The 16,958-nt window shown below is 67.4% G+C and carries 17 protein-coding genes and 1 pseudogene; 4 read left to right on the plus strand and 14 right to left on the minus strand.

Annotated features, from left to right (window positions below; translation table 11 throughout):
• Positions 1 to 3: 3 nt before the first annotated feature.
• From LGM42_RS28490 to LGM42_RS28500, 3 genes are read right to left on the minus strand one after another with little or no spacing between them, the layout of a single operon-like run.
• Positions 4 to 531, minus strand: a complete 528-nt coding sequence (locus tag LGM42_RS28490) for an aromatic-ring-hydroxylating dioxygenase subunit beta (RefSeq protein WP_059584605.1) — start codon at positions 529 to 531, stop codon at positions 4 to 6.
• Positions 532 to 1,791: an aromatic ring-hydroxylating oxygenase subunit alpha gene (locus tag LGM42_RS28495; protein ID WP_050018149.1), complete on the minus strand. Its 1,260-nt coding sequence runs from the start codon at positions 1,789 to 1,791 to the stop codon at positions 532 to 534.
• A gap of 15 nt (positions 1,792 to 1,806) precedes the next feature.
• Complete coding sequence (locus tag LGM42_RS28500; protein WP_060310612.1) at positions 1,807 to 2,913, minus strand: 3-deoxy-7-phosphoheptulonate synthase; 1,107 nt, start codon at positions 2,911 to 2,913, stop codon at positions 1,807 to 1,809.
• 207 nt (positions 2,914 to 3,120) lie between these two features.
• Between LGM42_RS28500 and LGM42_RS28505 the strand changes: the two genes are divergently transcribed.
• The gene (locus tag LGM42_RS28505) at positions 3,121 to 3,561 is read left to right on the plus strand and encodes an acyl-CoA thioesterase (RefSeq protein WP_060011819.1); all 441 of its coding nucleotides are present in this window, start codon (positions 3,121 to 3,123) and stop codon (positions 3,559 to 3,561) included.
• Positions 3,562 to 3,602: 41 nt separating this feature from the next.
• Here LGM42_RS28505 and LGM42_RS28510 read toward each other — a convergent pair.
• From LGM42_RS28510 to LGM42_RS28520, 3 genes and pseudogenes are all read right to left on the minus strand, one after another.
• Positions 3,603 to 3,800, minus strand: a pseudogene (locus LGM42_RS28510) (LuxR C-terminal-related transcriptional regulator); the annotation flags it as partial.
• 306 nt (positions 3,801 to 4,106) lie between these two features.
• Positions 4,107 to 5,045 carry a LysR family transcriptional regulator gene (locus tag LGM42_RS28515; protein WP_059584601.1) on the minus strand — a complete coding sequence of 313 codons (939 nt, stop codon included), beginning with the start codon at positions 5,043 to 5,045 and terminating at the stop codon, positions 4,107 to 4,109.
• 1,025 nt (positions 5,046 to 6,070) lie between these two features.
• Positions 6,071 to 6,508, minus strand: coding sequence for a hypothetical protein (locus LGM42_RS28520; RefSeq protein ID WP_059584599.1), 438 nt, complete (start codon positions 6,506 to 6,508; stop codon positions 6,071 to 6,073).
• A gap of 297 nt (positions 6,509 to 6,805) precedes the next feature.
• On the opposite strand from LGM42_RS28520, the gene LGM42_RS28525 reads away from it, so the two are divergent.
• Positions 6,806 to 7,543 carry a sulfite exporter TauE/SafE family protein gene (locus tag LGM42_RS28525; protein WP_059584597.1) on the plus strand — a complete coding sequence of 246 codons (738 nt, stop codon included), beginning with the start codon at positions 6,806 to 6,808 and terminating at the stop codon, positions 7,541 to 7,543.
• 280 nt (positions 7,544 to 7,823) lie between these two features.
• Here LGM42_RS28525 and LGM42_RS28530 read toward each other — a convergent pair whose 3' ends face one another.
• The 5 genes from LGM42_RS28530 to ftrA form a co-directional block, all read right to left on the minus strand.
• Positions 7,824 to 8,402 (minus strand): NnrU family protein, encoded by a 579-nt coding sequence (locus LGM42_RS28530; RefSeq protein WP_060310609.1) that lies wholly within the window; start codon positions 8,400 to 8,402, stop codon positions 7,824 to 7,826.
• A gap of 301 nt (positions 8,403 to 8,703) precedes the next feature.
• Complete coding sequence (locus tag LGM42_RS28535; RefSeq protein WP_226234033.1) at positions 8,704 to 9,327, minus strand: TfoX/Sxy family protein; 624 nt, start codon at positions 9,325 to 9,327, stop codon at positions 8,704 to 8,706.
• On the minus strand, positions 9,324 to 10,433 hold the full coding sequence (locus tag LGM42_RS28540) for a malate/lactate/ureidoglycolate dehydrogenase (RefSeq protein ID WP_226234035.1): 1,110 nt from the start codon (positions 10,431 to 10,433) through the stop codon (positions 9,324 to 9,326). Before LGM42_RS28540 ends, LGM42_RS28535 begins: the two co-directional genes overlap by 4 nt.
• 60 nt (positions 10,434 to 10,493) lie before the next feature.
• Positions 10,494 to 11,948: a M20 family metallopeptidase gene (locus LGM42_RS28545; RefSeq protein ID WP_059639823.1), complete on the minus strand. Its 1,455-nt coding sequence runs from the start codon at positions 11,946 to 11,948 to the stop codon at positions 10,494 to 10,496.
• Positions 11,949 to 12,217: 269 nt separating this feature from the next.
• Positions 12,218 to 13,180 carry a transcriptional regulator FtrA gene (gene ftrA, locus LGM42_RS28550; protein WP_226234037.1) on the minus strand — a complete coding sequence of 321 codons (963 nt, stop codon included), beginning with the start codon at positions 13,178 to 13,180 and terminating at the stop codon, positions 12,218 to 12,220.
• Positions 13,181 to 13,293: 113 nt separating this feature from the next.
• Here ftrA and LGM42_RS28555 point away from each other — a divergent pair, with 113 nt between their 5' ends.
• Together LGM42_RS28555 and LGM42_RS28560 are read left to right on the plus strand one after the other, a co-directional pair.
• Positions 13,294 to 13,713: a rhodanese-like domain-containing protein gene (locus LGM42_RS28555; protein ID WP_226234038.1), complete on the plus strand. Its 420-nt coding sequence runs from the start codon at positions 13,294 to 13,296 to the stop codon at positions 13,711 to 13,713.
• A gap of 90 nt (positions 13,714 to 13,803) precedes the next feature.
• Entirely contained in the window at positions 13,804 to 14,130 is a 327-nt protein-coding gene (locus tag LGM42_RS28560) for a superinfection immunity protein (protein ID WP_006480800.1), read from the plus strand.
• A 30-nt stretch (positions 14,131 to 14,160) separates the two neighbouring features.
• Here LGM42_RS28560 and LGM42_RS28565 read toward each other — a convergent pair whose 3' ends face one another.
• From LGM42_RS28565 to LGM42_RS28575, 3 genes are all read right to left on the minus strand, one after another.
• Complete coding sequence (locus LGM42_RS28565; protein WP_226234039.1) at positions 14,161 to 15,321, minus strand: cytochrome P450; 1,161 nt, start codon at positions 15,319 to 15,321, stop codon at positions 14,161 to 14,163.
• Positions 15,322 to 15,436: 115 nt separating this feature from the next.
• Positions 15,437 to 15,703 (minus strand): YodC family protein, encoded by a 267-nt coding sequence (locus LGM42_RS28570; protein WP_059584584.1) that lies wholly within the window; start codon positions 15,701 to 15,703, stop codon positions 15,437 to 15,439.
• Positions 15,704 to 16,047: 344 nt separating this feature from the next.
• Positions 16,048 to 16,908: an isocitrate lyase/PEP mutase family protein gene (locus LGM42_RS28575; RefSeq protein WP_059584582.1), complete on the minus strand. Its 861-nt coding sequence runs from the start codon at positions 16,906 to 16,908 to the stop codon at positions 16,048 to 16,050.
• Positions 16,909 to 16,958 lie beyond the last annotated feature (50 nt).

Here is a 16,958-nt window from a genome sequence, read left to right on the forward strand (position 1 = left end):
CGTTCAGATCGGGTAAATCAGCGAGTTCGGAATCATCTCGCTGTCGTAGACGCAGATGCGCGACTCGAAACGCAGCCCGTGCGGCGTACGCAGGATGCGGTCCAGGTAGCGCCCGGTGTTGTACACGTCGCTCATCTGCTCGGTCTTCGTGCGCAGCACCGCGTAGTTCGTCTCCGCCTCGATCACCGTGTCGTCGAGATACGTGACGAGCGGCAGCCCGATCACGTGGCGCTGATAGTACGGATCGAAGAACAGCGTCTCCTTGATCCCGTAGACACGATCCTTCAGCATGCCCTTGCTTTCGAAATCCATCACCGCCAGCGGCAGGTTGCGCTCGTGGTTCTCGCGCGGCACCACCGTGTACCGGCATTGCTCGATGAAGAATTCCGGCCACGCGTCCCAGTCGCCGCCGTCGAGCACGGCCGCATATCTCGCGTTGAGCTGGACGAGCGAATAGAAATCCTCGAAGGTCGCGCCGCCCGCGTGCGGCTCGGCGGCCGGCCGGGCCGTTCTTGTCGTGATCGTGCTCATTCAGGCCTCCATCACTTGGCGCCAGTACTGGTACATGCCGCGCACCAGCGTTTCGCTGACCATGTGTTCGGTCTGCTCGTCGATCTGCCGGCCGCCGAGCTCGTTGTAAACGTTGCCGTGCTGGATCTGCTCGAAGCTCTGCTGCACGCATTCGATGACCTCGCCGTCGTCCGCCGACACGAAGCCGGCCGGCCCGAACAGATTGGCCTGGCGCAGGCGGCGCCGCGTCATCTCCTCGGTGTCGGTCTCGAAACCGAAATGCGTCCACACGTAGTCGAACACGCCCGGGCCGATCGGCCGGATGCGCCGCGTCGACAGCGCATTGACCTGCTGCTGGATGATGACGCTCGGCATCAGCGTGAGCATCACGACGGTCGGATCGCCCCACCACGGTTCGTGCACGACGTCGAGGAAGCGGTCGTCGTGCAGCGTCATGCGTTCCTTGAAGCTCGTCACGTTGTGGGTCACTTCTCCGCCGCCGCCGCCGCTGCGGATCGACACCATCGCGCCGTGCCGGTGATGCGCATCGGTCACGAGCCGGGCGGGATTGTCCGCGCGCCACAGGCCGAAGTTGACGAACCAGGTGTGCAGCAGCCCCGCGTGATACGGATCCTTGATGTTCTCGACCATCAGCTTCCAGTTGCTCGGCACGCGCTGCCGCGTATAGCCGAGCACGGTCAGCTTCGGGCCGTGGAACAGGCGGTCGTAGTAAGGCAGGATGCGCGGGCCGAGGAAATCCTCGAACGATTCGACGTTCTCGTCGAACGACGCGAACACGGCGCCGCCGCGCGTCGACACGCGCAGGCGCCGCAGCGCATGCTTGCCCGGCTCGAAATCCGCCGGCATGCCGCCGTTGATCGTACCGCCCTGACGCACGCCGCGCCGGAACGGCACGCCGATCAGGTTGCCCTTCAGGTCGTAGTTCCACTGGTGATACGGGCAGTGGAAATCCTTCGCCTTGCCCGAGCGCTCGCGGCAGAACTGCATGCCGCGGTGCGCGCACGCGTTTTCGAAGACGACGATCTCGCCATCCTCCGTGCGCGTCATCACGACGGATCGCTCGCCGACTTCGGTCCGCTGGAAATCGCCGGGAGACGGCACTTCGGCTTCGAGGCCGATGTAGCACCAGTGATTCGCATAGAACAGGCGCTCGAGTTCCCGCTGGTACAGCGCTTCACTCGTATACGCCTCGTATGGCGTGCGGCTGGCGCCGTCGCCTTTCCAGTCGAGCGCGCGGGCGATGTCGATGGGTGAGTTCAAGAGAGCTCCTTTCATTCAGTAAGAAACGGCCTGCCTCGCGACGGCGGCGCCGTGCGCGATGAAGCCGGCTGGCGAACGCCGCCGCGCAACCGCCGCGGCAGCCAACTGCTCGATGAGTTCGGCCGTGTGATCCCAGCCGAGACATGCGTCGGTAATGCTTTGGCCGAACACCGGCGGCGTGCCCGGCACCAGGTCCTGCCGGCCCTCGACGAGGAACGACTCGATCATCACGCCCACGATCGCGCGTTCGCCGCGATGCAGTTGCGCGGCGAGGTTGCCGCAGACGTCGATCTGCGCGCGGGTCTGCTTGCCGCTGTTGCCATGGCTCGCATCGATCACGACGTACGGGGGAAGATGCGCGTCGCGCAGCGCGGCGCAGGCGGCCGCGACGCTGGCGGCGTCGTAGTTCGGGGTCTTGCCGCCGCGCAGGACGATATGCGTGTCGGGATTGCCGGACGTGGTCGCGATTTCCACGCTGCCGGAAACGGAGGGCCTCAGGTAACTGTGCGACACGCGCGACGCGCGGATCGCGTCGATCGCGACCTTCACGTTGCCGTCGGTGCCGTTCTTGAAGCCGATCGGCAGGTCGAGCCCCGAGGCCGCCTGGCGATGGATCTGCGATTCGGTCGTCCGCGCGCCGATCGCGCCCCAGGACACGAGGTCGTCGAGATACGGCGCGGTCATCGGATCGAGAAATTCGGTCGCGGCCGGCAAGCCCAGCGCATTGATGCCGAGCAGCACCTTGCGCGCGACGCGCAGGCCGTCCTCGATCCGGAAGCTGCCGTCGAGATACGGGTCGTTCACGAGCCCTTTCCAGCCGACCGTGGTGCGCGGCTTTTCGAAATAGACGCGCATCACGATCTCGAGCACATCGGCGTACTGCTCGCGCAGCGGCGCGAGCCGGCGCGCGAACGCCAGCGCGGCGTCCGCATCGTGGATCGAACACGGGCCGACGATCAGCGCAAGCCGGTCGTCCTCGCCCGCGATGATGCGCGCCAATGCGCGCCGCGCATCGCCGATCGACCGTGCCAGGCCGGGATCGCACGGCAACTCGGTGCGCAATCGCTGCGCACTGATCACCGCCACGCCTTGCGTCAACGCTGCCTCAACGGGTTTTTCCATTTAACGCTCCACTCTCGCTGATCGGATGCCGATTTACGGAGGCAATTAGAGCGCGGTCAAATCCCCGGTGATACTGTCATTTATCTCAGAAGCATTTCACATGGTGGATATCTGTGATTTCCGACAGTATTCCGATATGCGGATCACGTCTAACTTAACTCCTGACAAAACACGTTCTCACCTGCTGTTCTGCCAAGGAGCCTCGCAATGACAAGAAAATATTTTGAAACGCGAATCGACGTGAAGTATCGGGAAACGGACGCGATGGGCCATGTGAGCAGCCCCGTCTATTACGACTATCTGCAGCACGCGTACCTGACCTACATGCACGATCTGCTTGAGCTGCCCTATTCGGAAAAGCTGCCGCACATCATGGTCAAGACCTCGTGCGAATATCTGAAGCCCGCGCAGTACGGCGATACGATCACGGTCCGCAGCAGCGTCACGCGCTTCGGATCGAAGAGCTTCGAACTGGAATACCTGATGGTGCGCGACGGGCAGGCGGACGCCGACGATTCGGCCGACGATCATGCAGTGGTTGCGCGGGCCGTATCCACGCACGTGATGTTCGACTACGGCAGCAAGACCACGGTGCCGGTGCCGGAAGAGTTCAGGACGCGCGTGCTGTCGTTCCAGGGCGCGATCTGATGCCGCAGCCGGGGGGCCACGAACGGCCACCCCGGCGCCGTTCAAGCAAACACGATCAGGCCCATCAACACGGCTTTCACGACCGCATTGGTCTTGTTGGACGCGTTGAGCTTGACGATCGATCTCGAGATGTGGAAATTGATCGTCCGCTCGGTCAGGCCGAGAATGATGCCGATCTCATACGCGGTCTTCCCCTCCGCCGCCCATCGCAATACCTCGCATTCGCGCATGCTCAACGCGACGTCCACGGGAGCCTCTATATTCGCCGCACACTGAATCATTCGTTTCTCCATCCAGAATAAGACGCCAATGTTTCAGATTCATTTCCGCCGCTCATCTCGATTCACATGCCCCTCGGATTGGATGTTTATTATTTAAAGGCGTCACGAATATTCGGCGAATTCAAAAGCAACGCTCTTCCCACCCATTATCTCCGGTGTTGTCACAATGGAATCGAGCATACCGAATCGATTTACGCTTCGGAAGATGCACGAGACGCAATGTATCAATGACGTTGACGCACGCCACCAGAGTTGCACGACACGTCATATCGAAACGGCCGCACGACTGGCGGGCGCGATCGCATCGGCCACGCGCGGCGCGCAGATACTGCGCACGCAATCGCGCAGCCAGCGATGCGCGGGGTCGCGATCGAAACGCGGGTGCCAGATCTGCGAGACGGTCAGGTCCGCGATCGGCAACGGCAGCGTGAAGCTGTACATGCCGGCGCGGGACCGCTCGGTCTGCCGCTCCGGCACGCTGGCGACGAAGTCCGAGCTGCGCGCGAGCGACAGCGCGGTCGGGAAGCTCGATACGACGGTGGTCACCGACCGCACGATGCCGAGGGAATCGAGCAGCGTATCGATCGGGCCGTTGAACTGCCCGCGGCGCGACACGCCCACTTGCGGGAACGACGCGAAGCGTTGCGGCGTGATTTCGCCGGTCGCCAGCGGATGATCCGCGCGGACCACGCCGATGAAGCGGTCGCGAAACAGCGCCTGCACGCGCAGTTCCGGGCCGGCCTGGCCGATCACGCCGACTTCGAGATCGATGTCGCCGTTGCGCAGCGCATCGACATGCTTGTTGGGTTTCGGCGCGAAGCGCAGCCGCACGTCGGGCGCGACGCGCGACGCGTGTTCGAGCAGCGCCGGCGCGAACGTCTCGACGAAGGCCTCGTTCGCGCGAATCGAGAACGTGCGCTTGAGCGTACGCATGTCGACCCGCTCGCACGGGCACATGACCGAATGCGCCTCCACGACGAGCGCATGCACCCTGTCGCGCAACTCGAGCGCGCGCGGGGTCGGCACGAGATCGCGCCCGGCCCGCACCAGCAACGGATCGCCCGTCATCACGCGCAGCCGCGCGAGCGACCGGCTGAGTGCGGACGGACTGAGGCCGAGCGCGTTGGCCGCGCCCACGACGCTGTTCTCGGACAACAACGCGTCCAGAACGACGAGAAGATTGAGGTCGATGGAAGTCGCCATGTTGCGCTCTTGCTGTACTGTCGGGACCGGCCGGCCGATGGGCCAGCGGCATCGTGCCTCGGGCGTATGTGCTCCGCGATTCGCGATAGACCGGAAATCGGCAGTCGCGCCGCCGAGCCCGACGCACGATCGTGCGTCCGCCGAAATGGCGGGCAGTGAATGGCGGGGAGTATTCGTGCCGCTGAGAAAATCCGCTGCGGATTTATTGCACTTGTGAACGATTGTGCACCGCGTTGAAATAAATCGCAACCCGACACGATGCGTATCAGGTTTAAATGAAACGATGAACGCGAATGAACAATAAAACAAAACCGATTCGATTGCGTCGCGCCGCGCATCGCGCACGCAAGCCGGCCGGTGAAGCAAAGCCTGCCGCAGCGGAGCCCGCGCGAGCCTCGGCAGGCGCTGCGCGGCCGGCTGGTACTGCGTGCGCGCAAAGCACCGCGCGGTCCGCTCATCGCGATCGAATAACAGAACTTTTAGACTCTTCTATTGACTTTCTCGTCAATATTCCGTCTTGGCTCGCATACGTTTCACGAAACAAATCCCGATCAACCGATTTTGCGAAAATCTTCCGGCGATTCGAGAAAACCGGCTGGAGTGTCCGCCGCGCCCGTTTTGCGACTCGATCGGCATTTCACCGGGGTTCGGTGATGTTTCGTTCGATTCGCCCGCCGGAATGTCCACCGTTGTCAAAACCGCGCTTCAATCTGGCCGGTCCGGCCGCGTATGCAATCGGCGCCGCACTCGCCCAACCTTGCTGCTGCAGCTTGCCCGTGCGCTCTCCCGCGAACCGTCGGCCCCAGGGCGAGCGGTTCCGCTGTGGCCCCTCCCGCGCCGAAAACAACAGGAATCCTCATGAAATTCGTCGACGCCGGATTACCCGGCGTCCGTCGCCATTCATGCTCGGCGATCACGGAGGCTTGCCCGGCCACCCGGCGCCATCGGCGCTTGCCGGCGGACGTGCGAAACGACGTCGCGACGATGTGCGCTCGACCCATCGCCGCTCGCGGGCGAACCGCCGGTCAGTCGTCGTGCTTGTGGCGCTTTTTGTTCTTGTGCTTGTTGCCGTGGTAATGATCGCTGGAACGCGAGTTGTTGCGCGACACGTGGCCGCCCAGCGCCGCACCCGCGCCGCCGCCCACGGCGGCGCCGACGAGGCTGCCGGCCGTGCCGCCCATCGCGTTGCCCGCGGCGGCGCCGGCGCCGCCGCCCAGGGCGCCGCCGACGACCGCGCCCGTGCGTTCCCGCTTGTTCGACGTCACCGCGCCGCCTGCGCCACCGCCGACGGCCCCGCCGATGATCGCCCCCGTGCTCCCGCCGACCGCGTTGCCGACCGCCGCGCCGGCGACGCCACCCAGCGCGCCGCCGAGCGCGTTATTCGTGTCGCCTGCCACGGCAGGCAGCGACGCCACCGCAGTCGCACCGACCACCACTGCCATCCCGGCCAATTTCTTCAGCATTTTTTTGCCCCTTCCGCTTGATGAGATATCGGTGCGCGAATCTAGCACCTTTCCGGTAAGCCCATCGTAATGAAGCGTTAAATCGGGTGTTTTTTCTGATCGAGATCGCCGCGACGGCGCATCCCGTCTGCACGTTCGCCCCCTGCCACGACGCGACGGACGCTTCGTATCGCAACCCCGGCCTCTCCCGCCGCGTCGGTCCTTCCCGCGCCCACGATCCTGCATTACCATCGTGCGTCCGCCGCGCCTGCCCGCTTCCGGCTAGCGAGTCCAGCCACCTCCCCGTTCCCGCAACCGATGCTTGCCCTCATCATCCTCGCCGGCCTCTGGGCCGGCCTCCAGAACGCCCTCGCGGGCGGCGGCTCGTTCATCACGCTGCCCGCGCTGATCGTGTCGGGGATGTCACCGCTCGCGGCCAACATCACGTCGACGGTCGCGCTGTTTCCCGGCCAGGTCACGACGGGCTGGGCGAGCCGGAACATGGTGAGCGGCGTCGGCAGGCTGCCGTTTCGCGCACTGTTCGCGATCAGCGTGGCCGGCGGCGCGCTCGGCGGCCTGCTGCTGCTCAAGACGCCGTCGTCGATCTTCTCGCACCTGGTGCCGTGGCTCGTGCTGTTCGCGACGGTCGTGTTCGCGTGGGGCAGTTTCTTCCGCAAACCGGGCGCGGGCGCGCAACATCTCGGCCCCGTCGCGGCCGGGGTCTCGCAGTTCCTGATCGCGGTCTACGGCGGCTACTTCGGCGGCGGCATCGGGTTCCTGATGATGGCCGCGCTGACGATGGCCGGCCTGCCGCCGCGCCACGCGATGTCGACGAAGAATGCGCTCGCGGGCGTGATGAACGCATCGGCCGTCGTGCTGTTCGTGACGTCGCCCGAACTGCACTGGCGCGCGGCGATCGCGCTCGGTGCGGGCGCGATCGTCGGCGGCCTGCTCGGCGCGTGGGCGCTGCATCGCGTGAACGAACGCGTGCTGCGCATCGCGATCGTCTGCATCGGCGCGCTGCTGACCGTCGGGTTGTTCGTCAAACCGATCTGACGCACGTCCATTGCCGCCGCGATCGCGGCAATCGACGCGCAAACCGCCAGACGTCTTTCGCGATCCGGTGCCGAACCGGGTCGCGCTGCCAGGGCTTGTCGCCGTGCCGGAGTCGCAGGCGTTCAACCCGGATTCGCGCGTCCCGTGTCGGTTCGCGGTCCTGACGGCGCGCGCGAACGTCGCGGCGCATTGCTTGCGGCGAAGGCAGCCGTCGTTCGGGCCGGCCGCCGGCGTGAAGGATCGCAGGCCGGCGCAAGGCCGACTGGTGTGTGCATTCCGTTCAGCCGAACGGCCGCACGCCGATCAGCGGGCCGTGCAGGAACCGCGCGAACACGGCCCAGGCGACGAGTCCGGCCGCAACGGCCGCGACGTCGCCGGCCAGCCCGCCGGCCGGATAGCGGACACCGTCGCGGCGATCCCGCGCACGCGACACGACGAAATCGACGATCGACCACACGAAGAACGCGCCGAACAGCACGACTGCGTGCACGGTGCCGTTCACCAGCAGGTGCGCCACCGCCCAGACCATCACGCCGGCCAGCATCGGATGCCCGACGAGCGTCTTGATCCGGTTGCGCGGCACGTACGACGCGGCGATCAGCACGAACGCGACCGCGGTCAGCATGCCCGTCAGGTGGCGCACGCCGACCGGCGACACCCACAGCAGCGTCGCACCCGCCCGGGCGATCCCGTACCCCCAGATGATCAGCGCGAAACCGACGATCGACGCGATCGCGTAACCGCCCTTCCAGCCCTTCTCGCCGATCCGCTCGATCGTCGCGGACCGCCAGCCGTCGGCGACGATCCGGATCGAGTGCACACCGAGGAAGATCGCTAAACCGAGAATCAGGACGAGCATCGGCTGTCTCCGTCTGGGATGGTGAGTGAGGAAGCGTTCCGCGCGGCGTACGGTGCGCCGTTCGCGGGGCCGGCGGCGAGGCCGGTGCGGGTCGCCAGGCACGGGCGCAACCCGCGCCGATCATAAACGCCGGGGCGGCCGTTGTGAAGCATGGAGGACGTGCGGTGCGTCAAGCTCGATGCATTCGTGCGCCGGATCGTGCGGGCGAGTCGGCACGCGCAGCGTGCGGGTGGGCCGCGACGGGCATACCTGAAATTCAGGAACGCGAAAATCGCGACGCCGTCGCTTCTCGTAACCGGTACTACGCCTGCTTGCGCTTCGCCGCAGGTTTCGGTGCCGGCGCGGGCGATGATTTCGATGCCGGTTTCGCTTTCTGCGCCGACACCGGTTTCGATGCGGATTTCGCCGCCGGCTTCGTTTTCTGTGTCGACGCCGGTTTCGTTGCCGGTTTCGTTGCCGGTTTCGTTGCCGGTTTCGCCGCAGGTTTCGCTGCCGGTTTCGACGCAGCCTTCGCAGCAGCTTTCGGCGCGGCCTTCGGCCCCGCCCCGGCTACCGTCTTCGACGCCGCCCTCGCCTTGCGCTTCGGCGGCCCGGCCAGCAGCGCCGCGCGATACGCGCCGCGGCACCAGTCGAACAGCGCGCCCGCATCCTCGAGCACGTCGGCCGGCGTTTCGTAATAGCCCTCGAGCGCGACGGTGCGCGTGGGCCGCGCATACGAGAACGGCCCCATCCCCGCCGCGACGAACGCCGGCCGGTTCACGTCGTCCACACGCAGGAACAGCGACCCGCGCGACAGGAAGCCGAACATCACGCCGTCGAGCCGCAACGCCGCACCGCTGAAGAACCGTGCAACGGTGACCGTGCCGAGCAGCGCAAGCCGATACGCGATTTCCTCACCGTGCGCCTTCTCCGCCTGCCAACTCATGCGGACACCTCGCAGCGCCGCGTCCACGCATCGAACTCCGCCGCGTCGACACCCACGGCCGCCGCGCTCTCGCGAATCTGCCGCCACGTCGCGCGGTCGACCGGAATGCCGGCCGTGCCGCGCGCGGCGCGGCTCGCTTCTTCAGGTTCTCCAGGCATCCGCACCGGCGTATCGCCGGCCTGCGGCGACGCCTTCGCCCATGCAACGAATGCATCGGCTTCGCGTTCGGCATCGGCCGCGTCGAACGCGTTCGGATCGATCAGCACCGACAGCATCCCGTTGACGATCGCACTCGTCTTCTGCAGCGTATCGCCGTACGTCGTATGCCCGCCCACCAGCGCACCGCCGAAGATCTCGCACATCGCCGCGAGTGCATAGCCCTTGTGCAGCCCGAACGGCAGCAGCGCGCCGAACGGCTGCTCGTGCATCACGGCCGGATCGTCGGTCGGCTGGCCGCGATGGTCGATCAGCGAGCCGGCCGGCACGCGCTTGCCCTGGTTGTAGGCGACGCGCGTCTTGCCGTACGCGATCGCGCTCGTCGCGAAATCGAGCAGCAGCGGCGGCTTGCCCGCTCGCGGATACGCGGCGCAGAACGGGTTCGTGCCGAAACGCGGATCGGTGCCGTGCAGCGGCGCGACCAGCAGGTCGCCCGGCACGTTGACGAAATGGAACGACACGAGCCCCGCGCGCGCGCACTGTTCGGCCCAATGCCCGATGCGGCCCAGGTGGTGAACGTCGCGCAGCCCGATCGCGCAGATGCCCATGCGTCGCGCGCGCTCGATCCCTTCGACCATCGCCTCGAACGCGATCACCTGGCCGAAGCCGCGCCCGCCGTCGATCGTCAGCACCGCGCCGCCGTCGCGGACGATCGACGCGTGCCCGTTCAGCTGCAACTGCCCTTCCCGCCACGACGCGACGTAATTCGGGATCATCCCGATCCCGTGCGAATCGTGTCCGGCGAGATTCGCGCCCACCAGATGATCGGCGACGAGCGTCGCCTCGCGCGGGTGGCTGCCGGCCCGTTCCCAAAGTGCCGCGATGAATGCATGCAGCGGTTCGGCGCGCATGCGCAGCGGTTCGGTATCGGGCGTCGGCAATGCGGTCATCGGCAACACTCCATCGAGTCGGTTCGGGTCGGGCAATCGATACGTCGAACGCTGCGACGATCAGCGCGCGGTCGCGATCACGTCGGCCACCGCCGCCGTGAGCTTCTTCGCGTACGGCACGTGCAGGAACTCGTTCGGACCGTGCGCGTTCGACTTCGGCCCGAGCACGCCGCACACCATGAACTGCGCCGCGGGAAAGCCTTCCTGCAGCACGTTCATCAGCGGAATCGTGCCGCCGAGGCCCATGTACGCGCAGTCGGCGCCGAAGTGGCGGCGCGACGCGGCGTCGAGCGACGACGCGAGCCACGGCGCGAGATCCGGCGCGCTCCAGCCGGTCGCGGCGCCCGCGTCCGGCTTGAACGTGACCTTCGCGTTGTACGGCGGATCGAGTTCGAGCAACGCCTTCAGTTGCTGCACGGCCTGCGCGGCGTCGACGAGCGGCGGCAGCCGCAGCGACAGCTTGAACGCGGTGCGCGGACGCAGCACGTTGCCCGCATCGGCGAGCGCCGGCATGCCGGCCGCGCCGGTGACCGACAGCGACGGACGCCACGTCGAATTCAGCAGCGCCTCGCGCGGGTCGGTCGTGGTCGGCAGCACGGGTTTGCCGTCCTGGCCGCACGCCCACGGCAGCCCCTTCCACACCGTGTCGCCGAGAATCGCGGCGGCGGCCTCGGCTTCGCGCACGCGGCTGGCCGGAATCTCGCAATGGAACGCGCCCGGCAGCAGGTTGCCGTTCTTCGCGTCCTCGAGGCGTTCGAACAACTGGCGCATCACACGGAAGCTCGACGGCGCGATGCCGCCATAGACGCCCGAATGAATGCCTTCTTCGAGTACCTCGACCTGCAGGTCGCCGGACACGAGGCCGCGCAGCGACGTGGTGAGCCACATCTGGTCGTAGTTGCCGGCGCCCGAATCGAGGCACACGACGAGCGATACCTGGCCGAGCCGGTCGCGCAACGCGTCGACGTACGGCAGCAGGTCGTAGCTGCCCGACTCTTCGCAGGTCTCGATGAGGCCCACGCAGCGCGGCCGCTCGATGCCCTGCTCGTCGAGCGCGCCGAGCGCCGCGAGGCTCGCGTAGATCGCGTAGCCGTCGTCCGCGCCGCCGCGGCCGTACAGCTTGCCGTTCTCGAACTTCGGCGTCCACGGGCCGAGGTCCGCGCGCCAGCCGTCGAATTCGGGCTGCTTGTCGAGGTGGCCGTACAGCAGGATCGTGTCGGTGCTGCCCGAGCGCGTGGCCGGCGACTCGAAGAAGATCACCGGCGTGCGGCCCGGCAGACGCACGATTTCGAGCTTCAGGCCCTTCACCGGCTGCCGTTCGGCCCACTGCGCGGCGTCGGTGACGACGCGCTCGAGATAGCCCCGCTTCGCCCAGTCGGGGTCGAATGCGGGGCTCTTCGCGGGAATCGCGATGTAGTCGGTCAGCGCGTGGAGGATTTCATCGTTCCACTTGCGCTCGATGAAGGTCACGAGCTTGTCATGGTCGAGGACGCGGGTAGTGTCGACGGATGTCATGGTGGGGGTGCCTGGATCGGGCTGACGAAAACCCAGATCATACGCCGATGCTTCCCCGCCGGCGCTCCCTTCCCGGCTGTTCGGACCGCGTTCGGCAACGCGTCGCGCAGCCCGGCCGCGCAGGCGAGCGCGTCGCGCCACAGCCGCCGCGTCGGTTCACCCGCATCCTTCTTCGCGTGCGGGACGGCATCGTTGTTCGGAATGAGCGGCCGCCGCCACATGAGTCGCGCTTTTCATCGTCGCGCACGCGCGGCCCTGCCCGGCGCGCGCTACGTGCCGCCGCGATCCATCCCGCGCCGGTACGCGGCCGGGCTCGTCGCCGCGACGCGCCGGAAATGCCGGCGCAGCGATTCCTCGGAACCGAACCCCGCGCGCGCCGCGATCTGCGCGAGCGGCAACGCGGGCTGCGCTTCGAGCATGTCCTTCGCGACGTTCACGCGTTCGCGGATCAGCCACGCGAGCGGCGACATCCCCGTCGCATCCGCGAACTGCCGCTGCAGCGTGCGCGTGCTCATCGCCGCCTGCGCGGCGAGCGATGCGAGCGTGTGCGGCTCGGCCGCACGCGCGCGCATCCAGTCGATCAGCTTCGCGAGCCGGTCGGTGCCGCCCGGTGCGACCGGACGCGGCACGAACTGCGCCTGCCCGCCGTCGCGATGCGGCGGCAGCACGAGGCGCTGCGCGACGCGGTTCGCGATAGCGCCGCCATGATCGCGGCGCACGAGATGCAGCAGCATGTCCAGCCCCGCCGCCGAGCCGGCCGACGTGACGATCCGCCCTTCGTCGACGTACAGCGCATCCGGATTCACGCGCAGCGCCGGATAACGCGCCTGCAGACGTTCCGCATACCGCCAGTGAGTCGTCACGGTCAGGCCGTCGAGCACGCCGGCCGCCGCCAGCACGAACACGCCCGAACAGATCGAGCAGAGCCGCGCGCCGCGCCGGTGCGCGGCACGCAGCTTCTTCAGCAACGGCTCGGGCGGGCGTTCGTCCGGATCGCGCCAGCCGGGAATCACGATGGTGTCCGCGCGATCGAGCATCGCGAGCCGGTAGGGCGCGGCAACGGTAATGCCGCCTGCCGCGCGCACGGGCCCCGGCTCGCTCGCGCACACCGCGAAGCGATACCAGTCGACGCCGAGTTCCGGGCGCTCGAGCGCGAACAGTTCGACCACGCAGCCGAATTCGAACGTGCAGAGGCGATCGTAGGCGAGCGCGACGACGAGATGATTGTGCATGGCGCGATGTTACCGGAACTTGTCGATCGCGCCACTGCCGCGAAACCGGCCGAACCGCGATACTGCCCTTCATTGCGGCGCGTTCCGTGCCGCTCAACAAGGAGAGCCCGACCATGTCCCACGTCACCGACGTCCCCGCCGCCGACAGCCCGGCCGCCCTCGCGCATTTCGAGGCATCGCTGCGCTTCGAGACCGACTGCTGGGACGTACACGATGCCCTCGCGTCCGGCACGCCCGATTTCGTGCTGCTCGACGTGCGCGGCCCCGACCTGTTCGCCGCCGGCCACGTGCCCGGCGCGCGCAACCTGCCGCACCGCAAGATCATCGAAGGCAAGCTCGCCGGTTACCCGGCCGACACGCTGTTCGTCGTCTACTGCGCGGGGCCGCATTGCAACGGCGCCGCGCGCGCGGCGGTCCGGCTCGCGCGCCTGGGCCGCCCGGTCAAGCTGATGATCGGCGGCGTGACGGGCTGGCTCGACGAAGGTTTCACGCTGAGCAACGACGTCCTGCCGGCGGACGCCGAAGCCGCCTGATCGTCACTAAAAGCGCAACAATCAATTGCCTGCACACGAACGGAAAAAGCGCGACAATCAGCCTCATTGCAGTTCGGACGGAGCAGCACCATGCATGATGCAGTCCTGATTCAAGTGGCCGGTTCAGTCGCGGCGATCGCGCTCTATTTCCTGCCGGCCGTCATTGCCGACCGGCGCGGCCGGCACGACAAGCTGACGATCGCGATGTTCAACGCACTGTTCGCATGGACAGGCATCGGCTGGCTGATGACGCTGTACTGGGCGTGCCAGCCGAACCCGCGCACCGACGTCGCGCAGACGATCCTCGCGAAGCGCCGCGGTGTCAGCATGCGGACCTTCTCGACCGGCCTCGTCGAACGCGTGCAACGCCGCGTCGCCGCGCAGGAGCAATGGGCGGAAAAGCAAGGCTGCCGTTAAGCCCCTGCCGTCAAGCCACTCTTCCCCGCTTCACCGTATCGCGTCGAACTTCGGCATCCTGACGTTGGTCGACGCGCGGTAATCCCACTTCAGCGCGTCGCGCGGCGGCCAGCCGCCCGCGCGCAGCCGCGCCGCGAACGCGCCCGCCGTCACCGCCCGTGCGATCCGCTCGCCCGGACACCCATGGGGCCCCGTGCCGAAACCGAAATTCGGCCCCGCCGCGCGGCCCGGCATCAGCCGGTGCGGATCGCGATGCACGGCCGGATCGCGGTTCGCCGCGGCAAGCACGACGAGGATGGCATCGCCGGCGTCGACGCGCACGCCTTCGATCGTCGTGCGCGCCGCGACGAAGCGGCGCGTGTTCTGCACCGGCGCATCGAAACGCCCGACTTCGGCGACGAATGCGTCGAGCGCGGCGGCATCCGGCACCCTGTCCGCTTCGCCGTTCCATGCCACGAGTGCATTGCCGAGCCATGCGGCCGTCGCCTCGCACGTCTGCGACAGCAACCCGACGAGATTCGCGACGAGCGCGCTGCTCGCGTGCCAGCCCGACGCACGGGCCGCCCGCTGTACCACGGCGACCAGCGTGCCGTCGTGCGCATGCGACTGCGCGACGCGTTCCGTCATCCGGTCGAGCAGGTGCCGCGCCGCGTCGCTCGCGCGCGCCAGCGCCGCAGCATCCGACAGCGGCGACAGCGCGGCGACGAACTCGACGACCCGAGCGGCAATGTCGTCGAGCTGCGTTTCGTCGAAGCCGAGCAGATCGGCAACCGCGCACACGGGCACCGTCATGCACCACGCGTTCAGCGCATCGGCATCGCCGGGCGCCGGCAACCGCTGCGCGGCAAGCGCGTCGGCGCGATCGCGCAGCGCATCCGTATCGATCGGCGCGAACGCCGCGCGCAACGCCTGCTTCGGTACGTCGTGTCGCGACGGGCCGTCGTTCATGCGTACTAGGTCGCCGAACAGCGCGCCGGCCGTCGTGCCGCGCAACGCGGGCGGCACCGGCGCGTCCAGCGGCCGCACACGGCAGGCCGGATGGCCGAGCACGGCCGTCACGGCGGCCGCGCGGCTCGCGACCCACAGGCCGAGCGTCGCGTCGAACGCGAGCGGCGGCCCGTCGACGAGCGCTGCGTAATAGGGATAGGGATCGCGGTGCGTGACCGCGGCAACAGGATCGGTCGGGTTCATGCGCTCAGTATCGGCGCCGCGCGCCGCCGCATGTTTCGGGATGGCGTGAAATGTCGTCGCACGGGCGCCGCGCGCCACACGTGACACGTCGCGGCATCGCGGCGGCCGGCCGGCGTCAGGCCGCCGACCGCGAGCGGAGCGACTGCATGCGCAGCCGGACCCGTCCGGCCGAAATCGCGCGCGGCTCGGGCACCACCGTGTCGTGATGGAACATTTCCTGCCGGAACTCGCCGCTTTCGTCGAACCACTGGCAGATCAGCCAGTCGCCGTCGTCGAACACGACCGGCCCGGCATACGTGACGGTCATGCGCGGCCCGCCCGTTTTCAGCGTCACGACATCGCCCACGCGAAATCCGACGCGGTGATTTTCTCGGATCGTCATCGCTCTCTCAGCTTTTTATATATTGAATATATTGATATTCCCGGCAGGCACTCGCCGATCATTGGAACGTGCCGCAGATTATCAATCAAAAAATCATCCCGCAACTCCCACGCACTGAAACGTTCTGAACTGGAACCTGCAACAATGCGCGGTATCGTCGCGTATGAAGGCCCGCCAAGCCTCAGATCTGGCGCGGTTTGCGCGCCGGCGGCAGCCGATCGGAGCGGAATGCGGAGAATAAACGACGATTTTCGCGTCAGCGTCGGCGATTAGTGCGGACGCGAAACCGATTGATTATTGTCAACCAATGCTTAAGTGGAAACGATTCCGGATTTTATTGGGGCTCATTCATCGAACAAAATCGGCGAATTATCCGGCGCCGCAAACCAGCGGTTGATATCGCGCCCCGGCACGGCTGCCCGGCTGAAGGTGAACGTGCCGTCGCGCCGCATCTCCGTCGCCGCGCGCAGGAACGCACCGAACGCGGCCCGCGCCAGCGCGCCGCCGACGCTGACACGCTTCACGCCGAGCGCCGCCAGCGCGTCGAGGCTCAGCAACCCGCCCTGCAGACCCATGACGACATTGACGGGCGCGCCGACCGCCCGCGTCACGGCCGCGATTTCGTCGGGATCCGTGATGCCGGGCGCATAGAGCACGTCCGCGCCGGCGTCGCGATAGGCGACGAGCCGCGCGATCGTGTCGTCGAGGTCGCGGCGGCCGTGCAGGTAATTTTCGCAGCGGGCGGTCAGCGTGAACGGAAACGGCAGCGCGCGCGCCGCGTCGACGGCCGCCGCGATGCGCTCGACCGACGCGTCGCGCGCATAAATCGGCGTATCGGCACGGCCGGTCGCGTCCTCGATCGAGCCGCCGACCGCGCCCGCCTCGGCCGCCAGCCGGATCGTTTCGGCCACCGTGTCGGGCGCGTCGCCGAAGCCGTTCTCCAGATCGGCGCTCACCGGCAGGCCGCCCGCGGCGACGAGCTCGGCGATATGAGCGAGCATCGCGTCGCGCTCGATCGCGTTGTCGGGGCGCCCTTTCGAAAACGCGTAGCCGGCGCTCGTCGTGGCGAGCGCCTCGAAGCCGGCCATCGCGAGCAGGCGCGCGGTGCCGGCATCCCACGGGTTCGGGATGATGAACGCGCCGGGGCGCGTGTGCAGCGCACGGAAAGCTTCGGCGTGGCGGGCTTGCAGGTCGGAACGGGTCATCGCGAACTCCCGGGAAGGTGTTGACGGATGAGCTTACGCCGGTCGTGCAC

It is taken from the genome of Burkholderia sp. AU39826, from assembly GCF_020419965.1.
Classification (GTDB): Bacteria; Pseudomonadota; Gammaproteobacteria; order Burkholderiales; family Burkholderiaceae; genus Burkholderia; species Burkholderia semiarida.

What these genes read in the sequence shown, in the direction of transcription:
- LGM42_RS28490 (WP_059584605.1), bottom strand. Translation starts at nt 531, where the DNA reads ATGAGCACGATCACGACAAGAACGGCCCGGCCGGCCGCCGAGCCGCAC.
- LGM42_RS28500 (WP_060310612.1), bottom strand. Translation starts at nt 2,913, where the DNA reads ATGGAAAAACCCGTTGAGGCAGCGTTGACGCAAGGCGTGGCGGTGATC.
- LGM42_RS28505 (WP_060011819.1), top strand. Translation starts at nt 3,121, where the DNA reads ATGACAAGAAAATATTTTGAAACGCGAATCGACGTGAAGTATCGGGAA.
- LGM42_RS28515 (WP_059584601.1), bottom strand. Translation starts at nt 5,045, where the DNA reads ATGGCGACTTCCATCGACCTCAATCTTCTCGTCGTTCTGGACGCGTTG.
- LGM42_RS28520 (WP_059584599.1), bottom strand. Translation starts at nt 6,508, where the DNA reads ATGCTGAAGAAATTGGCCGGGATGGCAGTGGTGGTCGGTGCGACTGCG.
- LGM42_RS28525 (WP_059584597.1), top strand. Translation starts at nt 6,806, where the DNA reads ATGCTTGCCCTCATCATCCTCGCCGGCCTCTGGGCCGGCCTCCAGAAC.
- LGM42_RS28530 (WP_060310609.1), bottom strand. Translation starts at nt 8,402, where the DNA reads ATGCTCGTCCTGATTCTCGGTTTAGCGATCTTCCTCGGTGTGCACTCG.
- LGM42_RS28535 (WP_226234033.1), bottom strand. Translation starts at nt 9,327, where the DNA reads ATGAGTTGGCAGGCGGAGAAGGCGCACGGTGAGGAAATCGCGTATCGG.
- LGM42_RS28540 (WP_226234035.1), bottom strand. Translation starts at nt 10,433, where the DNA reads ATGACCGCATTGCCGACGCCCGATACCGAACCGCTGCGCATGCGCGCC.
- LGM42_RS28545 (WP_059639823.1), bottom strand. Translation starts at nt 11,948, where the DNA reads ATGACATCCGTCGACACTACCCGCGTCCTCGACCATGACAAGCTCGTG.
- ftrA (WP_226234037.1), bottom strand. Translation starts at nt 13,180, where the DNA reads ATGCACAATCATCTCGTCGTCGCGCTCGCCTACGATCGCCTCTGCACG.
- LGM42_RS28555 (WP_226234038.1), top strand. Translation starts at nt 13,294, where the DNA reads ATGTCCCACGTCACCGACGTCCCCGCCGCCGACAGCCCGGCCGCCCTC.
- LGM42_RS28560 (WP_006480800.1), top strand. Translation starts at nt 13,804, where the DNA reads ATGCATGATGCAGTCCTGATTCAAGTGGCCGGTTCAGTCGCGGCGATC.
- LGM42_RS28565 (WP_226234039.1), bottom strand. Translation starts at nt 15,321, where the DNA reads ATGAACCCGACCGATCCTGTTGCCGCGGTCACGCACCGCGATCCCTAT.
- LGM42_RS28570 (WP_059584584.1), bottom strand. Translation starts at nt 15,703, where the DNA reads ATGACGATCCGAGAAAATCACCGCGTCGGATTTCGCGTGGGCGATGTC.
- LGM42_RS28575 (WP_059584582.1), bottom strand. Translation starts at nt 16,908, where the DNA reads ATGACCCGTTCCGACCTGCAAGCCCGCCACGCCGAAGCTTTCCGTGCG.